The organism is Pseudomonas guariconensis (genome assembly GCF_040822035.1).
Classification (GTDB): domain Bacteria; phylum Pseudomonadota; class Gammaproteobacteria; order Pseudomonadales; family Pseudomonadaceae; genus Aquipseudomonas; species Aquipseudomonas guariconensis.
Window position 1 is genome coordinate 1915001 of record NZ_CP162012.1, and the last position, 15976, is coordinate 1930976.

General features: G+C 60.4%; 16 protein-coding genes and 2 rRNA genes (1 of these 18 only partly in view). 11 read left to right on the forward strand and 7 right to left on the reverse strand.

Going from position 1 to position 15976, the window contains the following annotated elements; translation table 11 throughout:
* Positions 1-2483: ribosomal RNA gene (locus AB1N67_RS08660) — 23S ribosomal RNA — on the forward strand (it extends 405 nt beyond the left edge of the window).
* Positions 2484-2610: 127 nt separating this feature from the next.
* Positions 2611-2726, forward strand: a 5S ribosomal RNA gene (rrf, locus tag AB1N67_RS08665).
* A 101-nt stretch (positions 2727-2827) separates the two neighbouring features.
* Here rrf and AB1N67_RS08670 read toward each other — a convergent pair.
* Entirely contained in the window at positions 2828-3691 is an 864-nt protein-coding gene (locus tag AB1N67_RS08670) for a universal stress protein (protein ID WP_197853619.1), read from the reverse strand.
* Between the two features lie 153 nt (positions 3692-3844).
* Here AB1N67_RS08670 and AB1N67_RS08675 point away from each other — a divergent pair, with 153 nt between their 5' ends.
* The gene (locus AB1N67_RS08675; protein ID WP_317847320.1) at positions 3845-4462 is read left to right on the forward strand and encodes a tRNA isopentenyl-2-thiomethyl-A-37 hydroxylase MiaE; all 618 of its coding nucleotides are present in this window, start codon (positions 3845-3847) and stop codon (positions 4460-4462) included.
* 21 nt (positions 4463-4483) lie between these two features.
* On the opposite strand, the gene AB1N67_RS08680 is transcribed toward AB1N67_RS08675, so the two are convergent.
* Positions 4484-4804: a DUF883 family protein gene (locus AB1N67_RS08680; RefSeq protein ID WP_317847319.1), complete on the reverse strand. Its 321-nt coding sequence runs from the start codon at positions 4802-4804 to the stop codon at positions 4484-4486.
* Between the two features lie 126 nt (positions 4805-4930).
* Between AB1N67_RS08680 and AB1N67_RS08685 the strand changes: the two genes are divergently transcribed.
* Complete coding sequence (locus tag AB1N67_RS08685; protein ID WP_043209099.1) at positions 4931-5194, forward strand: hypothetical protein; 264 nt, start codon at positions 4931-4933, stop codon at positions 5192-5194.
* A gap of 18 nt (positions 5195-5212) precedes the next feature.
* Here AB1N67_RS08685 and AB1N67_RS08690 read toward each other — a convergent pair whose 3' ends face one another.
* On the reverse strand, positions 5213-5692 hold the full coding sequence (locus tag AB1N67_RS08690; RefSeq protein ID WP_043209101.1) for an LEA type 2 family protein: 480 nt from the start codon (positions 5690-5692) through the stop codon (positions 5213-5215).
* 90 nt (positions 5693-5782) lie between these two features.
* On the reverse strand, positions 5783-6673 hold the full coding sequence (locus AB1N67_RS08695; protein ID WP_182941348.1) for a LysR family transcriptional regulator: 891 nt from the start codon (positions 6671-6673) through the stop codon (positions 5783-5785).
* A 102-nt stretch (positions 6674-6775) separates the two neighbouring features.
* On the opposite strand from AB1N67_RS08695, the gene AB1N67_RS08700 reads away from it, so the two are divergent.
* The 6 genes from AB1N67_RS08700 (at position 6776) to AB1N67_RS08725 (ending at position 12291) form a co-directional block, all read left to right on the forward strand.
* Positions 6776-7855 carry an extracellular solute-binding protein gene (locus tag AB1N67_RS08700; RefSeq protein ID WP_367863673.1) on the forward strand — a complete coding sequence of 360 codons (1080 nt, stop codon included), beginning with the start codon at positions 6776-6778 and terminating at the stop codon, positions 7853-7855.
* Between the two features lie 27 nt (positions 7856-7882).
* The gene (speB, locus tag AB1N67_RS08705; RefSeq protein ID WP_090345540.1) at positions 7883-8848 is read left to right on the forward strand and encodes an agmatinase; all 966 of its coding nucleotides are present in this window, start codon (positions 7883-7885) and stop codon (positions 8846-8848) included.
* A gap of 195 nt (positions 8849-9043) precedes the next feature.
* Positions 9044-9364, forward strand: coding sequence for a hypothetical protein (locus AB1N67_RS08710; RefSeq protein ID WP_043209110.1), 321 nt, complete (start codon positions 9044-9046; stop codon positions 9362-9364).
* 22 nt (positions 9365-9386) lie between these two features.
* Positions 9387-10526, forward strand: coding sequence for a PQQ-dependent sugar dehydrogenase (locus tag AB1N67_RS08715; protein WP_367863674.1), 1140 nt, complete (start codon positions 9387-9389; stop codon positions 10524-10526).
* A 62-nt stretch (positions 10527-10588) separates the two neighbouring features.
* Positions 10589-11695, forward strand: a complete 1107-nt coding sequence (gene zapE / locus AB1N67_RS08720; RefSeq protein ID WP_102081955.1) for a cell division protein ZapE — start codon at positions 10589-10591, stop codon at positions 11693-11695.
* 11 nt (positions 11696-11706) lie between these two features.
* Positions 11707-12291, forward strand: a complete 585-nt coding sequence (locus AB1N67_RS08725; protein WP_102081956.1) for a DinB family protein — start codon at positions 11707-11709, stop codon at positions 12289-12291.
* 54 nt (positions 12292-12345) lie between these two features.
* Here AB1N67_RS08725 and AB1N67_RS08730 read toward each other — a convergent pair whose 3' ends face one another.
* The 3 genes from AB1N67_RS08730 to yegQ form a co-directional block, all read right to left on the reverse strand.
* The gene (locus AB1N67_RS08730; protein ID WP_043209121.1) at positions 12346-12783 is read right to left on the reverse strand and encodes a YqaA family protein; all 438 of its coding nucleotides are present in this window, start codon (positions 12781-12783) and stop codon (positions 12346-12348) included.
* Entirely contained in the window at positions 12783-13211 is a 429-nt protein-coding gene (locus tag AB1N67_RS08735) for a DUF411 domain-containing protein (protein ID WP_043209122.1), read from the reverse strand. The genes AB1N67_RS08730 and AB1N67_RS08735 overlap by 1 nt, the downstream gene beginning before the upstream one ends.
* Before the next feature lie 234 nt (positions 13212-13445).
* Positions 13446-14789 (reverse strand): tRNA 5-hydroxyuridine modification protein YegQ, encoded by a 1344-nt coding sequence (gene yegQ / locus AB1N67_RS08740; protein ID WP_070571833.1) that lies wholly within the window; start codon positions 14787-14789, stop codon positions 13446-13448.
* Between the two features lie 122 nt (positions 14790-14911).
* Between yegQ and AB1N67_RS08745 the strand changes: the two genes are divergently transcribed.
* Entirely contained in the window at positions 14912-15973 is a 1062-nt protein-coding gene (locus tag AB1N67_RS08745) for an AI-2E family transporter (protein ID WP_090345546.1), read from the forward strand.
* Positions 15974-15976 lie beyond the last annotated feature (3 nt).

A 15976-nucleotide genomic window follows, 5' to 3' on the forward strand; every position in this document is an offset into this window, starting at 1 on the left:
ATCCTCCAAGGCTAAATACTACTGACTGACCGATAGTGAACCAGTACCGTGAGGGAAAGGCGAAAAGAACCCCGGAGAGGGGAGTGAAATAGAACCTGAAACCGTATGCGTACAAGCAGTGGGAGCCTACTTTGTTAGGTGACTGCGTACCTTTTGTATAATGGGTCAGCGACTTATATTCAGTGGCGAGCTTAACCGAATAGGGGAGGCGTAGCGAAAGCGAGTCTTAATAGGGCGTTTAGTCGCTGGGTATAGACCCGAAACCGGGCGATCTATCCATGGGCAGGTTGAAGGTTAGGTAACACTGACTGGAGGACCGAACCGACTACCGTTGAAAAGTTAGCGGATGACCTGTGGATCGGAGTGAAAGGCTAATCAAGCTCGGAGATAGCTGGTTCTCCTCGAAAGCTATTTAGGTAGCGCCTCATGTATCACTCCAGGGGGTAGAGCACTGTTTCGGCTAGGGGGTCATCCCGACTTACCAAACCGATGCAAACTCCGAATACCTGGAAGTGCCGAGCATGGGAGACACACGGCGGGTGCTAACGTCCGTCGTGAAAAGGGAAACAACCCAGACCGTCAGCTAAGGTCCCAAAGTCATGGTTAAGTGGGAAACGATGTGGGAAGGCTTAGACAGCTAGGAGGTTGGCTTAGAAGCAGCCATCCTTTAAAGAAAGCGTAATAGCTCACTAGTCGAGTCGGCCTGCGCGGAAGATGTAACGGGGCTCAAACCATGCACCGAAGCTACGGGTATCACTTAGGTGATGCGGTAGAGGAGCGTTCTGTAAGCCTGTGAAGGTGAGTTGAGAAGCTTGCTGGAGGTATCAGAAGTGCGAATGCTGACATGAGTAACGACAATGCGAGTGAAAAACTCGCACGAAAGACCAAGGTTTCCTGCGCAACGTTAATCGACGCAGGGTTAGTCGGTCCCTAAGGCGAGGCTGAAAAGCGTAGTCGATGGAAAACAGGTTAATATTCCTGTACTTCCAGTTATTGCGATGGAGGGACGGAGAAGGCTAGGCCAGCTTGGCGTTGGTTGTCCAAGTTTAAGGTGGTAGGCTGAAATCTTAGGCAAATCCGGGATTTCAAGGCCGAGAGCTGATGACGAGTTGCCTTTAGGCGACGAAGTGGTTGATGCCATGCTTCCAAGAAAAGCTCCTAAGCTTCAGATAACTGGGAACCGTACCCCAAACCGACACAGGTGGTCGGGTAGAGAATACCAAGGCGCTTGAGAGAACTCGGGTGAAGGAACTAGGCAAAATGGCACCGTAACTTCGGGAGAAGGTGCGCCGGCGAGGGTGAAGGACTTGCTCCGTAAGCCCATGCCGGTCGAAGATACCAGGCCGCTGCGACTGTTTATTAAAAACACAGCACTCTGCAAACACGAAAGTGGACGTATAGGGTGTGACGCCTGCCCGGTGCCGGAAGGTTAATTGATGGGGTTAGCGCAAGCGAAGCTCTTGATCGAAGCCCCGGTAAACGGCGGCCGTAACTATAACGGTCCTAAGGTAGCGAAATTCCTTGTCGGGTAAGTTCCGACCTGCACGAATGGCGTAACGATGGCGGCGCTGTCTCCACCCGAGACTCAGTGAAATTGAAATCGCTGTGAAGATGCAGTGTATCCGCGGCTAGACGGAAAGACCCCGTGAACCTTTACTATAGCTTTGCACTGGACTTTGAGCTTGCTTGTGTAGGATAGGTGGGAGGCTTTGAAGTGGGGACGCCAGTTCTCATGGAGCCATCCTTGAAATACCACCCTGGCAACCTTGAGGTTCTAACTCAGGTCCGTGATCCGGATCGAGGACAGTGTATGGTGGGTAGTTTGACTGGGGCGGTCTCCTCCCAAAGAGTAACGGAGGAGTACGAAGGTGCGCTCAGACCGGTCGGAAATCGGTCGCAGAGTATAAAGGCAAAAGCGCGCTTGACTGCGAGACCCACACGTCGAGCAGGTACGAAAGTAGGTCTTAGTGATCCGGTGGTTCTGTATGGAAGGGCCATCGCTCAACGGATAAAAGGTACTCCGGGGATAACAGGCTGATACCGCCCAAGAGTTCATATCGACGGCGGTGTTTGGCACCTCGATGTCGGCTCATCACATCCTGGGGCTGAAGCCGGTCCCAAGGGTATGGCTGTTCGCCATTTAAAGTGGTACGCGAGCTGGGTTTAGAACGTCGTGAGACAGTTCGGTCCCTATCTGCCGTGGACGTTTGAGATTTGAGAGGGGCTGCTCCTAGTACGAGAGGACCGGAGTGGACGAACCTCTGGTGTTCCGGTTGTCACGCCAGTGGCATTGCCGGGTAGCTATGTTCGGAAGAGATAACCGCTGAAAGCATCTAAGCGGGAAACTTGCCTCAAGATGAGATCTCACTGGGATCTTGAATCCCCTAAAGGGCCGTCGAAGACTACGACGTTGATAGGTCGGGTGTGTAAGCGCTGTGAGGCGTTGAGCTAACCGATACTAATTGCCCGTGAGGCTTGACCATATAACACCCAAGCAATTTGCTTCTGCAGATTGCGGTGGTGAAGACGAGAGAACCGAAAGTTCGCAACCACAACGATCACATATCCGAATTGGCTGGAGTGTCATGAGACAGTCTGGCAACAGAATTTCTTGACGACCATAGAGCATTGGAACCACCTGATCCCATCCCGAACTCAGTAGTGAAACGATGCATCGCCGATGGTAGTGTGGGGCTTCCCCATGTGAGAGTAGGTCATCGTCAAGATTCATTTCGCAAAACCCCTATCTGCGCGAGCAGGTAGGGGTTTTGTCTTTTGGGTCCCTGAAATAAACGCCTATACAAATCGCGTCGCTTCCCTGGCTCCGTCAGCCACGCGCCAGCTCTGCCAGGTGTGCGGTCGCCTCTTCACTCTTGAGGACCAACACGTCCCCTTCCAAGGCGTCGAGAACCACTTCCGAAGTATTGCCAATCAAAGCACCGGAAATGCCTGTGCGGGCCACAGTACCCATGACGGTCACCACCGCATCGAGCTGTTTTTCGGTGTAAGGAATAAGAACGTCTGCCGGGCCTTCGGCAATGTGCAAGTGATCATCAGAAATACCGAATTCGGCCTGAAAGGCCGTGCAGGCTTCGCGATATCGCTGCTCGATGGTTTCGGAGAGCTGGTAAGTCGGGTCAGACGCCGAAAGCATGGGAGAAGGGTGGGCGGCGATGACGTGCAGGTCACCCTTGGCCAGGCCGGCAATCGCATAGCCATGGTCGATGATGCTGGCATGTAGACGCCTGTGGTCTTCATCGTTGTTGCCTACATCCACAGCGGCAAGAATCGCGCCTCCCGTCCAGGGCCGCTCGTTCTTCACCATTAGGACTGCACAGGGGCAATAGCGCAGAAGTTTCCAATCGCTAGGGGTCAGCAGTGCCTTGCGCAGTGGGTTGTCTGGCCGGTGCTCCTTGATGACCAGTTCGCAACCTTCGGCCTGCTGCACCTCGATGATGGATTCATGCAGGCTTTCATGCCTGGTCTGTTCATGGGTGATGTTGTCGTACCCGTCATCGTGTAGCTGACTGCTCAGCAGGCTGAGTAGGGCACTGTGGTCCTGGCGCTTGTCACACATTAGCAAGTGCATGCGTGCGCCTGTCACCCCGGCGATGAGCTTGGCGCGTGTCAAGGCGCGACTGTGGGCGTGTTCGGGGTCTAGGACGACGAGTATGCTGCGGACGGCTTGCATGGGCATTAACTCCCTTGGTAGGTGGCTGCCAATGGCTGACTATAGTCAGCATCCCGCGCAGTGCCGCTTGATATGTATCAGCATAGTCGCTGGCGATCAGCGCCACCGCCGGTATAATCGCCAATCCTGCCGTTGGCCTGTCGTTGTGAGCTTATGTCCCTGATTCCTGAAATCGATGCCTTCCTGGGCTGTCCTACCCCCGACGCTTGGATCGAAGCGGCGCTCGCCGACCAGGAAACCTTGTTGATCGATCACAAAAACTGCGAGTTCAAGGCCGCCAGTACCGCGCTGAGCCTGATCGCCAAGTACAACACCCATCTTGACTTGATAAACATGATGTCGCGCCTGGCCCGTGAGGAGTTGGTGCATCATGAGCAAGTCCTGCGCCTGATGAAGCGTCGTGGTGTTCCGTTGCGACCGGTGTCGGCGGGGCGTTATGCGTCCGGTCTGCGGCGCCTGGTGCGGGCTCACGAACCTGTCAAGCTGGTCGATACGCTGGTGGTCGGTGCTTTCATCGAGGCCCGCAGTTGCGAGCGTTTCGCAGCGTTGGTGCCGCACCTGGACGAAGAACTCGGGACCTTCTATCACGGCCTGCTCAAGAGCGAAGCGCGCCATTACCAAGGCTACCTCAAGTTGGCCCACCAATATGGCGAGGCCACTGACATCGCCCGGGTCGTAGAACAGGTGCGTGAAGCCGAGGCGGAACTGATCTGTTCGCCAGATCAGGAACTGCGCTTCCACAGCGGTATCCCAATGGCCATGGCGGCCTGAGCGGTCCGGTGATCGGGCGAGTCAGCGTCGCTGGCCCAACACAAGGCCGATCACCAGCCCCACACCCGCAGAGATTGCCACCGTCTGCCATGGGTGTCCGCCCATATAGTGCTCAGCAGCGTCTATCGCAGGCTGTGCCTTGCCTCGCAGGGTATCCGCGGCCTGGCGTGCTTGGCGCAGCTTGAGGGCGACCTGTGCCCGTAACGTATCGGCCTCGTCCCCCACCAGCGCAGCACTGTCTTGGAGCAGACGCTCCGATTCTTCGATCAAGGCCTGCAGTTCGCTGAAAACCTGGTCCTTGATTTGTTCGTTGTCGCTGTGCGCGGCGATTTTCCTGGCCATGAATGTGTCCTCGATCGTAGGGGGTTGAGCAATGGATGCCGCGCCGTGCGGAAAGTTGCCGCGGCGTAACGGTTGCTCGCCGCTACAGTGTAAGATAGCGGCCATTTTCAAGCGGTAGGTAATCCCATGAGTTTCAATCTGGCCAACAGAAGCTTCGAGGAACGGGCACAGATCGAGGCAGAGAAGGCCCGGCTGTTCGAACATTGGCAGAACAACCTCGGCAAGGCTAAGGGCGAGGCTGCGCGGTTGATCGGTGAGAAGCCACGGCGCAAGAGCAAATGGGCGGAATGGGTTCGCGCCGAACTCGATGGCATGTCGCCCCCTGAGTTCGCCAACATGGTGCGCAGCGAAGTCAACAAGATGATGGCCGCGGCCAGCAGCAATCGCTGAGCCACACCGCCTGCGCGATCACCAGGTCGCGCTACCGACAGTGGGCAGGTCGAGCTTGCCCTTGTCGGTGAAGCGCACGGTCCCTAAGGGGCCGCCAGCCATCTTGCCCTGCAGCACGTAGGGCAACCCTTGCAGTGAGCCCAGCCTTCCCAAACCATAGGCTTGGCGCACCATCGCAAAGGCCGTGACGCTCATGGGCACGACGATGACCGCTTCGTCGTAGCGGCCAATGTGCCCCTTCTGATCGCTGACCCCGGCAGCCAGGGGCTGGCCGTTGACCTCAAGCTTGAGCGCAATGCCGTTGAAATCGACAGGCGCCTCGTTGGGATTTTGCACACGGATTTTCACTGCCATGCGCATTTCAAGCTCCGCGGACGGCAGTGGTTCGATCCCGACGACGCTGATGTTCAATGGATCACGCGCCTGGAACAGGGCGCAGGCATTGAGGGTGAAGGCCAACAGGGCAATCAGCCAGAATCGGAGGCGGCGAGTGGTCATGGCAATGGCCTTGGCGTAACGATCAAGCCCGCAGTGTGGCAAAAGGGTGCAGGCGTTGAAAGACCCTCTGTACAGAGTCCTCCGAAAGACTCAGGCGAAGGCCTCCCGCAGGTCTTCGGCAAAGGCTTGCTGCGCCTCACCCGGTGCTTGGGCACGATGCCGGGCGAGGGTAAAGGGCACGCTGAAATCCAGGCCCGGATCCAACGCCCGTAGCAGCCCGCGCGTCTCCCAGGGCGCGGCGCAATGGAGGGGCAGGTAGCCGATGTGGCGCCCCGAAAGGATGAACGTCAAGGCACTGTCGATCTGCTCGGCCAAGGCAGAGCTGCGTCGGCTCTGGAAGGGCTCACCCGCTTTGAGGAAGCGGTAGGGGTGGCGGACCTGGTCAGCTTCGAGCAACTCCTCCGCCGACACCTGCATAACTGCGAACAACGGGTGTCCCTGGCCGCAATACAGCCGTTGGGTTTCGTTGAACAGCGGCTGGTAATCGAACGCAGCCTGGCTACCGGAGAAGTAGCTGATGGCGTAGTCCAGGCGCTGCTCGAGAAGCAGCCGCTCGAGCTCAGCCGGCGGCGCGCTGATCAACTCCAGTTGCACCGACTCCTCGCGTTGGCGAAAGCGTGCGATGGCATTGGCCAGACGAAGCGTGACGCTGGCGTCCTGGTTCTCGGCCATGCCGATGCGTACAGACCCCAGCAGCCGTCCGCCTACACCATTTGCCTGCTGACGGAACTGCTCGATCTGGACCAGCAACTCCCGGGTAGCCTTGAGCAGCAACTCGCCTTTTTCGGTCAGGCGAAATCCACCCTTGCCACGACTGCACAGGCGGTATCCCAGGCGGGTTTCGAGGCGCCCCATCTGCTGACTGATGCTGGGCTGGCTCAGGCCCAGCACGCCTTGGGCGGCACTGAAGCCGCCGGCCTCGACTACAGTGACGAACAGCCTCAGCAGGTGCAGGTCTGGGTCGTGCAGTTGTCCGAGCATTACATCACTCCTGGTGAATGTCAGCTTTGCAAACTTGCGATTTTTTCAATGTAACCCGGCTGGCATGCTGACGGCATCCATTCATTTGCCGAGGTGTTCGCCATGCGTCGATCGCTGTGTCTGCTGTCCCTGGTCCTGGCTTTGCCGCTCCAGGCCGAAGAGAAGGTCGTCAACCTCTACAGCTGGGCCGACTATGTCGCGGAGTCGACGCTCAAGCGATTCGAGCAGCAGACCGGTTACAAGGTGCGCTATGACACCTTCGACACGCCCGAAGTACTGGAGACCAAACTGCTCACCGGCGGTAGCGGCTATGACGTGGTGGTGCCTTCATCCACGGTTCTGGCCAGGGCCCTCAAGGCCAATGCGTTGCAGCCCTTGCAGGCCCAGGAAATGCCCGGGTACAGCAACCTCGACCCGGATATGCTGGCCAAGCTGGCCGAGACCGATCCCGGCAATCGCTATGCGGTGCCCTACACCTGGGGCACCCTGGGGTTGGGTGTGAATGTCGAGGCGGTGCGAGAACGTCTGGGGGACGTACCGCTGGACAGCCTTGATCTGCTGTTCAAACCCGAATACGCCAGTCGCCTAAAAGGCTGTGGCATCGCCTTGCCCGACTCGCCTCAGGAAGTGATCGGGGTAACCCTCAATTACCTGGGCAAAGACCCATACAGCCAGAGCAAGGCCGATCTGGATGCCGCTCAGGCTTTGCTACGTCAGTTGCAGCCCTCGGTGAGCTACGTGGCCAACGGCCGGCAGATCAATGACCTGGCCAACGGCAGCGTATGCCTGGCGTTGACCTACAACGGCGATGCGGCGATGGCTGCTGACCAGGCGCGTCGTGCCGGCAAGGCCTTCGAAGTGATCTACCGCATCCCGCGCGAGGGAACGTTGGTCTGGCAGGATAATTTGGTCATCCCCAAGGACGCCCCGCACCCGCAGGCTGCTCGCGCCTTCATCGCCTTCATGCTGCGTCCTGAATCCGTGGCCGAACTGACCAACACGCTGTTCTTTGCCAATGCCAACCGGGCTGCCACGCCACTGGTGGACGATGCCGTGCGCAACGACCCGGACATCTACCCATCCGCCGAGGTCCGCCAGCGTTTGTATGGCGACCGCGGCATGGCGCTGTCTGACTTGCGCCAGCGCAATCGGATGTGGACTGCGTTTCGCAGCCGTCAGTAACGAACAATGACAACCAGGAGCTTGACCGTGGAACACGCCCATAACAATGACCAGGCCATGACCCGCGATAGCCTTTACGGCACTGCCGCGGAAAGCACCTACGCCGGCATTACCAGTTTTTCTCGGCGCCGCTATAGCCGTGACCTGCGCGGCGTCGATGTGGTGGTCAGCGGTGTGCCGTTCGATACCGCCACCAGCAACCGTCCTGGCGCCCGCTTCGGGCCACGGGCCATCCGCGCCGCCTCGGTGCAGCAGGCCTGGGCCAGACATTGGCCGTGGACGTTCGACCCCTTCGATCATCTGGCGGTGATCGACTATGGCGATTGCGCTTTCGACAGTGGTACACCCGAGTCGGTCCCGGCCAGCATCGAGGCCCATGCCAGGCAGATCCTCGACGCTGGGTGCGCCATGTTGACCCTCGGGGGCGATCATTTCATCAGTTACCCGCTGCTCAAGGCCCATGCCGAGCGCCACGGAGCTTTGGCGCTGATCCACTTCGACGCGCACAGCGATACCTGGCCGGACGAGGAGGGCAAGCGTATCGATCATGGCACCATGTTCTGGCACGCAGCCCGTGAGGGGCTGGTAGACCCCTCCTGTTCCGTGCAGATCGGTTTGCGCACCACCAATGACGACACCCAGGGTTTTGCCATCCTCGACGCGCGCCAGGTGCACCGTCAGGGCACCGAGGCTGTGATCGCGGCGATCCGCCAGCGGGTGGGAGATCGACCGGTGTATCTCACGTTCGACATCGACTGCCTCGATCCTGCGTTCGCACCTGGCACGGGTACGCCGGTCTGTGGCGGCCTGAGCACGGTGCAGGCGCTGGAGATTCTGGGCGGGCTGCGCGGCATCAACTTGGTGGGGATGGACATGGTGGAAGTGGCGCCGGCCTATGACCACGCCGACATCACCGCCTTGGCTGGCGCCACGCTGGCCATGGAGATGCTTTGCCTGTATGCCGCTCGGCACAAGGTCGACGCCAAGGTTTGAGCACCTCGATCAAGGCCGCTCGCGCCATTGAGCGATGAGTGGTCCTTGTGTCGCGAAAGCCCAGCGGGGCAATCCCCTGGGCTCATACTGAAACATCAGGAAACCTCTCTCCCTGGATTCGCACCTTTGCCGCGAACCTGTCGCGTCTTAGGCTATCCAACGCTTTAGCGCGCGGTTGCGTATAGGAGGTGGAGCATGAATCCCACGATATCCGCTCTGGTTATCGGCCTTTCGCTGAGCCTGCCACTGTCGGCCGCACCGTTCCCCGAACCGTTGCTCATTGCCGCCGACCGCAACAATCCCTACAACAGCCCGATCCAGCGCGCCAACCCCAATAGTCGCCAAGGCAGCATGCAGGCCACACCTCCGGTCCGCGGGCCGTCCACTCAGCCGATCATCCGGCCTCCAACGCTGGACAACCGTGGCATAGGCAATGGCGATAACCTGCGGCGCGAGCAGCAAAGCCCGAACCTGGAACCTACTCGGCCGCCGCGTGATAACCAACGCGCGCCCTGAGCCCCACTGGAAGGAACCGAGCATGAACCGTAGAACCTGGCTGGCCACCTTCGCCCTGATACCCCTGTTGGCCCAAGCGGCCCCTGAACAGCGCTTGCCCAGCGAGGAGGGGGAACTGACGGTCAGCACGATTGCCGAAGGTTTGCGCAACCCCTGGGCCTTGGTCTTTTTGCCAGGCGGCCAGGGCATGCTGGTGACCGAGCGCCCCGGCAACCTGCGGGTGGTCAGTGCCGAGGGCAAGGTCGGTCCGCCACTGAGCGGTGTGCCTGTGGTCTGGGCCCAGGGGCAAGGCGGACTGCTTGATGTGGTGCTGTCCCCCGAGTTCACCAAGGACCGCACGATATACCTCTCCTATGCCGAGCAAGGCGCCGACGGCAAGGCCGGTACCGCGGTCGGTCGTGGGCAGCTGTCCCAGGATCTCGCCCGGTTGGAGCATTTCACGGTGATCTTCCGCCAGCAGCCGAAGCTCTCTGAAGGCATCCACTTCGGCTCACGCCTGGTATTCGACCGTGACGGCTATCTCTTTATCGCGTTGGGTGAGAACAACCAGCGTGCCACTGCTCAGGACTTGGATAAACTCCAAGGGAAGATCGTACGTATCCTCCCGGATGGCGAAATTCCCAAGGACAACCCTTTCGTCGGTCAGGCCAATGTGCGGCCCGAAATTTGGTCCTTTGGCCATCGCAACCAGCAGGGTGCCGCGCTCAACCCTTGGACTGGCAAGCTCTGGACTCACGAGCACGGGCCCCGGGGCGGTGACGAGATCAACATCCCTGAGCCCGGCAAGAATTACGGCTGGCCTATCGCGACCCATGGAATCAACTACTCGCTGTTACCGATCCCCGAAGCCAAGGGCCAGCACGTGGAGGGCACCCAGCCCCCCCATCATGTCTGGGAAAAGTCGCCCGCCATCAGCGGCATGGCGTTCTATGACAGCCCGACCTTCAAGGCCTGGGACCACAACCTGTTCATCGGTGCCCTGGCTACGCAGGAGCTGATTCGCTTGCAGCTCAAGGGTGACAAGATCGTGCATGAGGAGCGCCTGCTGGGTGAGCTCAAGGCGCGCATCCGAGACGTGCGGGTCGGGCCGGATGGTTATCTGTACGTGTTGACCGATGCGAAGGACGGGGCGCTGCTCAAGGTGGGATTGAGCGAAGACTGACGGGCGTTTGCCCCCAGCAAGCCCGAATGCGTAGGATGCGTTCTTTTATCGAGCGTCAGGGCATGTCCTTCGATCCGCAAACCCTTTATCGCCAGGCTATCGACGAGCATGGGTTCGTCCATGACGGCGCCCAGGCTCTGGCAGTGGACGCGCTCCAGGCGTGTTTCGAGGCGCTGCGATTGGGCAAGCCCACTTTGGGCGTGTACCTCTGGGGCCCGGTCGGGCGAGGCAAGACCTGGCTGATGGATCAGTTCCACCGCAGTCTGCAGGTCCCGTCCCGACGCCAGCATTTCCACCACTTCATGGCCTGGGTGCACCAGCGGCTGTTCCAGCTCAATGGCACCCGTGACCCCTTGCAGGCCTTGGCCAAGGCCCTGGCGACCGAGATTCGCGTGTTGTGCTTCGATGAGCTGTTCGTCAGCGACATCGGCGACGCAATCATCCTGGGGCGCCTGTTTCAGACCCTGTTCGACCAGGGGGTGACGATCGTCGCCACCTCAAACCAGCCGCCGGAGCAGCTCTACCGAGACGGTTTCAACCGTGAGCGCTTCTTGCCGGCGATCGCCGCCATCGGGCGGCACATGCGTGTGCTGAACGTGGCGGGCGAGCAGGATCATCGCCTGCATCCAGGCGCCCTTCGACAACGCTATTGGGTCGCTGAGCCCGGGCGGCCCACGGCCCTGGGGGCTGTGTTCGGTCAACTGAGCCAGGACGGTCCTGCCACTGACCAGCCGTTGTCGATCGGTTCGCGGCAAATCCGCGTGATTCGTCGCAGCGAGCAGGCGATCTGGTGCCATTTCAGCGAAGTGTGCGAGCAACCCTTGTCGGCGCTGGAGTTCATGGGGCTGTGCGACCGCTTTTCGGCGATTCTGGTCCAAGGCATCCCGGCATTGGGCGGTGCCCAGCGGGCGGGACGCATTGCACGTGGCACCGAAGATGGGGCCCAGCGAGTGGTGGCCGGAGACCGCGACTTGCCGACGCTGGCACCCAAGGATGACAGCGTGCGTCGCTTCATCGCCCTGGTCGACGAATGCTACGACCGTCGGGTCGCCTTGTACCTGGAAGCCGAAGTCCCGCTCGAAGCGCTCTACACTCAAGGGTATCTGGCGTTCCCGTACCAGCGGACCCTGAGCCGGCTACGGGAGATGCAACTGCAACGCTTCGCCTGAAGGAGTCGACCATGGAGCCGCTGTCGCATCATCTGCTGACCCAGGCCTACAACAATGGCTGGGCTAACCACCGCCTGTACAAGGCATGCCTGCAACTGACCCAGGACGAGTTCGTCGCCCCTCGTTGCAGCTTTTTTCCTTCGATCAAGGCCACGCTCAACCACCTCCTGACGGTGGACTGGTTCTACCTGCATGCGCTGGAGTGCGAGCAGCGCGGGGAGGCACCGGACCCGGACGGCGAGCGATTTTTCGAGCCCGAGCAGCCTTTTGCCACCTGTGCAGACCTGCATGCCGAGCAGGCCCAGGCCGACCACCGGCTGATTGCCTATTGCCAGCTTCTGCGCGATGACCAATTGCAACGTTATGTGAGCATCGTGCGTCCGGATCGCCTGCAGCGTGAACAGCGCCTGCGCTTGCTGTCGCACCTGTTCGAGCATCAGATCCATCATCGTGGCCAGGTGCACGCCATGCTCAGTGATACGACGGTGCGTCCGCCTCAGCTGGACGAGTTCTTCTGTGAAGAGGAGGCTTGCCTTCGGGCCGATGACTTCGCCGAGTTGGGATGGAGCGAGGCGTTGGTCTGGGGACGCTCGTAAGGGCGGCGGTTCTCCTGCGAGACTGCTCTTGCAAGGCTCAACGTCGGACTACGGTCAGCGCCCGTGCATCCAGCCCAGGGTGATCATCGCCAGTACCAGGTAGCGCCCGCCCTTGGCCAAGGTCACCAGCAGCACGAAGCGCCAGAACGGTTCACGCATGATGCCGGCGATCAAGGTCAATGGGTCGCCGATCACCGGCATCCAGCTCAGCAGCAGCGACCATTGCCCCCAGCGCCGGTAACGCTGCTGGGCGCGCTCCAGCTGATGGGCACTGAAGGGGAACCAACGTCGATCGCGCAGGTGCTCGATGGCCCGCCCCAACAGCCAGTTGACGATCGAGCCCAGCACGTTGCCGAGGGTGGCCACCAGCAGTAACGTCGCCCAGGCTTCGGGTTGGCGCAGCAGCAACCCCACCAGCACCGCCTCCGATTGCAGTGGCAGCAAGGTGGCGGCACCGAAGGCGCTGAGAAACAGCGCCCAGAGACTGAGCATCAATAGTTGGCCAGCACTTCGTCCTTGCCTTCCTGGGTCAGGCCGATGACCTGGTAGGCGTCCTTGTGGTCACCCATCTCCATGCCGGGCGAGCCCATGGGCATGCCCGGCACGGCGATGCCCTTGAGGTCATTGCGCTTGGCGAGCAGGCGGATCTGTTCGGCCGGCACATGACCTTCGACGAACTTGCCGTTGATCACTCCGGTATGGCAGGACGCAAGACGTGGGGCTACGCCCAGGCGCTGCTTGACCTCGCTCATGTTCGGCTCGACGTGATCGTTGACCGTGAAGCCATTTTCCCGCAGGTGGCTGATCCATTCCTTGCAGCAGCCGCAATTGGGGTCGCGGTAGACGTCGATGGTCTCGGCGGCCTGGGCCAGGCCGGCAATCGCCAGCAGGCCGAGGGAGAACAGGTGTTTGCGCAGCATGGTGATAGTCCTCTAGATACGCAGGCAGATACTGGCGTCTGGATGGGCCGCTTGCATGTCCGCGATGTGCTGGGACACGCGCGAACAGCGTGGTCTGGAAGGGCGGCCCGTAACCCTGAATTGACCCGCAGCATAGCGTAACCGGCCTTCTGGCGCAGCGCAGTCGGTTGCCACCTGTACCGGCGGCCTGCACGATGTTCGCCTTCGCCAGCTGTCAGCGGCCTGAACGCAGCATTACAGATCTGTCAGGCGCTTGTGCTCCAATTCCAGGTCGCGCATCAGCAACCCGTATTCCAGAGAGACTTGTTCGGGAATGGGCAGGTAAACCACATGGCCATCGCCTGGCGCCACCTGGATGGTCTGTTGATGGCGGTCGCGCAGGTGATTCAAGTCGAAGTGATAGTTGCCCCGCGGGGTCATCAGTTCCAGGTGATCGCCCACGGCAAAACGGTTCTTCACCTTGACCTCGGCCAGACCCTCCACCCGTGCGCCGGTCAGTTCGCCCACGAACTGCTGGCGCTCGGAGACCGAGTTGCCGCGTTGGTAGTTCTGGTACTCATCGTGCACATGGCGTCGCAGGAAGCCTTCGGTGTAGCCCCGTTGGGCGAGGGACTCCAGATTGCCCATCAAGCCGCGATCGAAGGGCCGTCCGGCCACGGCATCGTCGATGGCCTGACGGTAGGACTGGACGGCGCGGGCGCAGTAGAAGTGCGACTTGGTCCGGCCTTCGATCTTCAGCGAATGCACACCCATTCGGGTGAGCCGCTCCACGTGCTGGATGGCGCGCAGGTCCTTTGCATTCATGATGTAGGTGCCATGTTCGTCTTCGAAGGCTGGCATTTCTTCGCCTGGGCGGTTGCTTTCCTGAAGCAGGAACGCCTGCTCGGTCGGCGCGCCGATGCCCAGGGTCGGCTCGACCTGCTGGACGATTTCACCGGTGGCGTTCTCTGTGGCTGGGGTGGCTTGGTATTTCCAGCGGCAGGCATTGGTGCAGGTGCCCTGGTTGGCGTCTCGACGGTTCAGGTAGCCAGACAGCAGGCAGCGACCGGAGTAGGCCATGCACAGGGCACCGTGGACGAACACTTCCAGCTCCATGTCGGGCACGTGCTGGCGGATTTCCTCGATCTCTTCGAGCGACAACTCGCGCGAGAGAATCACCCGGCTAAGGCCGAGCTGCTTCCAGAACTCGACACTGGCCCAATTCACCGTGTTGGCCTGCACCGAGAGGTGGATCGGCATCTGCGGGAAGTGCTGGCGAACCAGCATGATCAAGCCCGGGTCGGACATGATCAGGGCGTCGGGCGCCATCTCGATGACCGGGGCGAGGTCCTTGATGAAGGTCTTGAGCTTGGCATTGTGCGGCGCAATGTTGACCACCACGTAGAAGCGCTTGCCCAAGGCATGCGCCTCGCGGATACCCAGCGCCAGGTTGGCGTGGTCGAACTCGTTGTTGCGCACGCGCAGGCTGTAGCGCGGCTGGCCAGCATAGACCGCATCGGCACCGTAGGCGAAGGCGTAGCGCAGGGTCTTGAGGGTGCCGGCGGGAGCCAGCAGTTCGGGCTTGGCGGGAGGGGTCATGTGCGCACCGGGGCAAAGGCGCGGATGCTAAAGCCAGCACGTCGATGCGACATTGATCTGGATCAACGGCACTTTTGCCCAAGCGGCGGGCACTAAAGGGATGACCCCCGCGAGAAAACTCCATGAACCAGACCGCACTGCAGAACAAGGCCCTGACTGTCCTCCTGGCGTTGGTGACCATCGCCTTCCTGTGGATCTTGCTGCCGTTCTACGGTGCGGTGTTCTGGGCAGTGATCCTTGCCATCCTGTTCTCCCCGTTGCAGCGTGACCTGATGCTGCGCTTGGGAGGACGGCGCAACCTGGCGGCAGCCTTGACGTTGCTGGTGTGCCTGCTGATCGCCATCTTGCCGGTGATCATCATTGGTACCTTGCTGGTGCAGGAGGGCGCTAGCCTGTATCAGCGCATCGAGAAGGGCGAGCTGGATATCGCCGGTCATCTGGAAGGTTTCAAGTCATTGTTGCCGGCCTTCGTCCAGAACGCCTTGGAGCGCCTGGGCATGGGCGATCTGGAAGGGCTGCGGGACAAGATCACCAAGTGGGCCACGCAAGGCAGCCAGTTCCTGGCGGGCCAGGCGTTCAGCTTTGGTCAGGGTACGTTCGATTTTCTGGTGAGTTTCGGCATCATGCTGTACCTGTTGTTTTTCTTCCTGCGAGAAGGCGGCGAGCTGGCGCGCAAGGTACGGCTGGCCGTGCCGCTTCCCGAGCAGCAAAAGCGTCGCCTGCAATTGAAGTTCAGCCGTGTGGTACGTGCCACGGTCAAGGGCAATCTGCTGGTGGCCATTACCCAGGGGGCGCTGGGTGGTCTTATCTTCTGGGTGCTGGGCATTCCCAGTGCGTTGGTCTGGGGCGTGTTGATGGCGTTTCTGTCGTTGTTGCCAGCGGTGGGGGCGGGCATTGTCTGGGCGCCGGTGGCGGTCTATTTCCTGGCCACCGGCGCAATACTGCCGGGTATTGTGTTGATCGCTTTTGGGGTACTGGTGATTGGCCTGGTGGACAACCTGCTGCGCCCGATCCTGGTGGGCAAGGACACCAAGATGCCCGACTACCTGATCCTGATTTCGACCTTGGGCGGCCTGGCGGTGTTCGGCCTCAACGGATTCGTCATCGGTCCGCTGATCGCCGCGCTATTCATGTCCAGCTGGGCGATCTTCACGAGTCGGTTGCAGGTACAGTTGCCGTCATGACCT

Bases quoted from the DNA above. Each gene is read 5' to 3' on its own strand.
- AB1N67_RS08670 (WP_197853619.1), bottom strand. From the start codon at position 3,691: ATGCAAGCCGTCCGCAGCATACTCGTCGTCCTAGACCCCGAACACGCC.
- AB1N67_RS08675 (WP_317847320.1), top strand. From the start codon at position 3,845: ATGTCCCTGATTCCTGAAATCGATGCCTTCCTGGGCTGTCCTACCCCC.
- AB1N67_RS08680 (WP_317847319.1), bottom strand. From the start codon at position 4,804: ATGGCCAGGAAAATCGCCGCGCACAGCGACAACGAACAAATCAAGGAC.
- AB1N67_RS08685 (WP_043209099.1), top strand. From the start codon at position 4,931: ATGAGTTTCAATCTGGCCAACAGAAGCTTCGAGGAACGGGCACAGATC.
- AB1N67_RS08690 (WP_043209101.1), bottom strand. From the start codon at position 5,692: ATGACCACTCGCCGCCTCCGATTCTGGCTGATTGCCCTGTTGGCCTTC.
- AB1N67_RS08695 (WP_182941348.1), bottom strand. From the start codon at position 6,673: ATGCTCGGACAACTGCACGACCCAGACCTGCACCTGCTGAGGCTGTTC.
- AB1N67_RS08700 (WP_367863673.1), top strand. From the start codon at position 6,776: ATGCGTCGATCGCTGTGTCTGCTGTCCCTGGTCCTGGCTTTGCCGCTC.
- AB1N67_RS08710 (WP_043209110.1), top strand. From the start codon at position 9,044: ATGAATCCCACGATATCCGCTCTGGTTATCGGCCTTTCGCTGAGCCTG.
- AB1N67_RS08715 (WP_367863674.1), top strand. From the start codon at position 9,387: ATGAACCGTAGAACCTGGCTGGCCACCTTCGCCCTGATACCCCTGTTG.
- zapE (WP_102081955.1), top strand. From the start codon at position 10,589: ATGTCCTTCGATCCGCAAACCCTTTATCGCCAGGCTATCGACGAGCAT.
- AB1N67_RS08725 (WP_102081956.1), top strand. From the start codon at position 11,707: ATGGAGCCGCTGTCGCATCATCTGCTGACCCAGGCCTACAACAATGGC.
- AB1N67_RS08730 (WP_043209121.1), bottom strand. From the start codon at position 12,783: ATGCTCAGTCTCTGGGCGCTGTTTCTCAGCGCCTTCGGTGCCGCCACC.
- AB1N67_RS08735 (WP_043209122.1), bottom strand. From the start codon at position 13,211: ATGCTGCGCAAACACCTGTTCTCCCTCGGCCTGCTGGCGATTGCCGGC.
- yegQ (WP_070571833.1), bottom strand. From the start codon at position 14,789: ATGACCCCTCCCGCCAAGCCCGAACTGCTGGCTCCCGCCGGCACCCTC.
- AB1N67_RS08745 (WP_090345546.1), top strand. From the start codon at position 14,912: ATGAACCAGACCGCACTGCAGAACAAGGCCCTGACTGTCCTCCTGGCG.